At 66.7% G+C, this 1,773-nt stretch carries 2 protein-coding genes; both read right to left on the bottom strand.

Annotation, left to right across the window (positions count from 1 at the left end):
- Positions 1–298, bottom strand: a 298-nt coding sequence (locus tag EOA23_RS34410) for a precorrin-8X methylmutase (RefSeq protein WP_189341826.1), incomplete at its 3' end; no start/stop codon positions are given.
- Positions 299–1,773 (bottom strand): precorrin-3B synthase (gene cobG / locus EOA23_RS34415; protein ID WP_245474450.1); only part of this gene is annotated, 1,475 nt, incomplete at its 5' end.

Here is a 1,773-nt window from a genome sequence, read left to right on the forward strand (position 1 = left end):
GGGTGCAGATCACCTCGTTGCCGGCCGGCAGGCGGGCGCGGGTGACGCCATGCGCCACCATCTCGGCATCGCAGAAGATCGGCGCGCCGGCGGCAAGGGCCGCGCGGGCCGCATCGACGAAACCGCTGGAGAAGACGAAATGGCTGGCGGCTTCGACCTGGCCGCAGGCATGGATCATGCGGATCGCGACATCGGCCTCCGCCGCGGAGAAGCGCGACAGGTCCGCCTCGGCGCGGATGATGGCGAAAGAGCGCTCGTAGATCGCGTTGCCATCGTGGATATAGTCGTAGGCGGCCATTCACTGGTTCCGTCGATAGAGTTCGGCGATGCCGGCAGCGCCAAGCCTTGTGAGGCAAGCGGCGGCGGTTTCGCCTTGATGTCGTTCACCGCGGACCGCAGCCGCAACGGCGGCGACCCCGCGCGCGGCGTCATAGCCCGGCCTGTATCCGGCAGGAAGGGTCTTTGCCGTCCCGTCCACGACAAGTCCGGCTCCGTTTTCGTCGCCGACCAGGGTGAGCTTCGCTACGCCGGGATGCGCGCAGCCCTTGGCGCAGCCGGAGATGTGGAGCGTCAGCGAGGTATCGAGGAGTTCGGGGCTTTGCGCCGCAATTGTCTCGGCGATGGTGCGCGTGGCGATATTGCCGGAGGCGCAGGCGGGCGTGCCGGGACAGGCGGCGATGCGGGTGCGCGGATCGGTGGGGGAGGTGACGAAGCCGAGGGTGGCGGCCGTGGATTGCAGCGAGGCGCAGGCGGATGGGGAGAGGCCAAGGACAAGCAGAGCGCGGCTTGGGGCGAGGCGGATTTCGGTCGAGCCAAGATCTGCGGCCTTTGTGGCAAGCTCGACAAGGTTCTGCGCCGGCATGCTGCCGAAGGGCAGGACGATGCCGAGGGCAGTGCCTTCATCAACGTTGAAAAGGCCAATCGGCAAGCGAGGGCGCTCTACGGCGCTCCCCTCTGTCCTGCCGGACATCTCCCCCACTAGGGAGGAGATTGGCAGTTCGGCCGAAGGCGCTTCCCAGGCGAAGGTGGAGATATGCTGCGCTCTTTCAGCGCCGGAAATTGGAGAAACCGCCCGCGACGGATCGATCTCCCCCCTTGTGGGGGAGATGTCCGGCAGGACAGAGGGGGGCGCAAAGGAACGCCAGCCTGTGAGAGAGGCTAATTGCCGCTCCGACAAATCGCGGGTATGCGCCTCGCGTCCTTTTTCGGCGACCATCCGAAGAGCCGCCACGGCAATGTCGCGGGCAGCATCCGCATCGGCAGTGGCTAGCGGCTTTGCACTGCGCCCGTCGCCGGCAACCGATACGCCCCAACGAACATCCTCGCCGGCCCTCACCGCCTTGAGCCGCACATCGGCCCCCACGGCATCCATGCTCAGCTGTCCGCCGCCATCGACAACCACCGACACTTTCGGCCCCAGCCTTGCCGTCAGCCCAGCTTCTTCGATCGCCGCCCTGAGCCGCTCGGCCAACGGGCGCGGATCGGCAATCTCCTCGGGGTCGATCCCGGCTAACGGCCCGATCTCAACCGGAACGCTGGTCCGCACTTCAATACCAAGCGCATCCACCTCAGCCGCCAGCATCCCGGCGCTTTCCGCGCTCAATCCGCGGATCTGCAAGCTGCCGCGCGCGGTCACTTCCATGATGCCATTGCCGTGGCGCAGGGCGGATTCGCCCAATCGGATCAGCAAGTTTGGCGAAAGTCCTCCAGTGACTGGATTGAGCCGCACCAAAAGCCCGTCGCCGGTCTGCATCGGCGCGCTGAGAGCAGGGC

Source organism: Mesorhizobium sp. M2A.F.Ca.ET.042.01.1.1 (genome assembly GCF_003997405.1).
Taxonomy (GTDB): Bacteria; Pseudomonadota; Alphaproteobacteria; order Rhizobiales; family Rhizobiaceae; genus Mesorhizobium.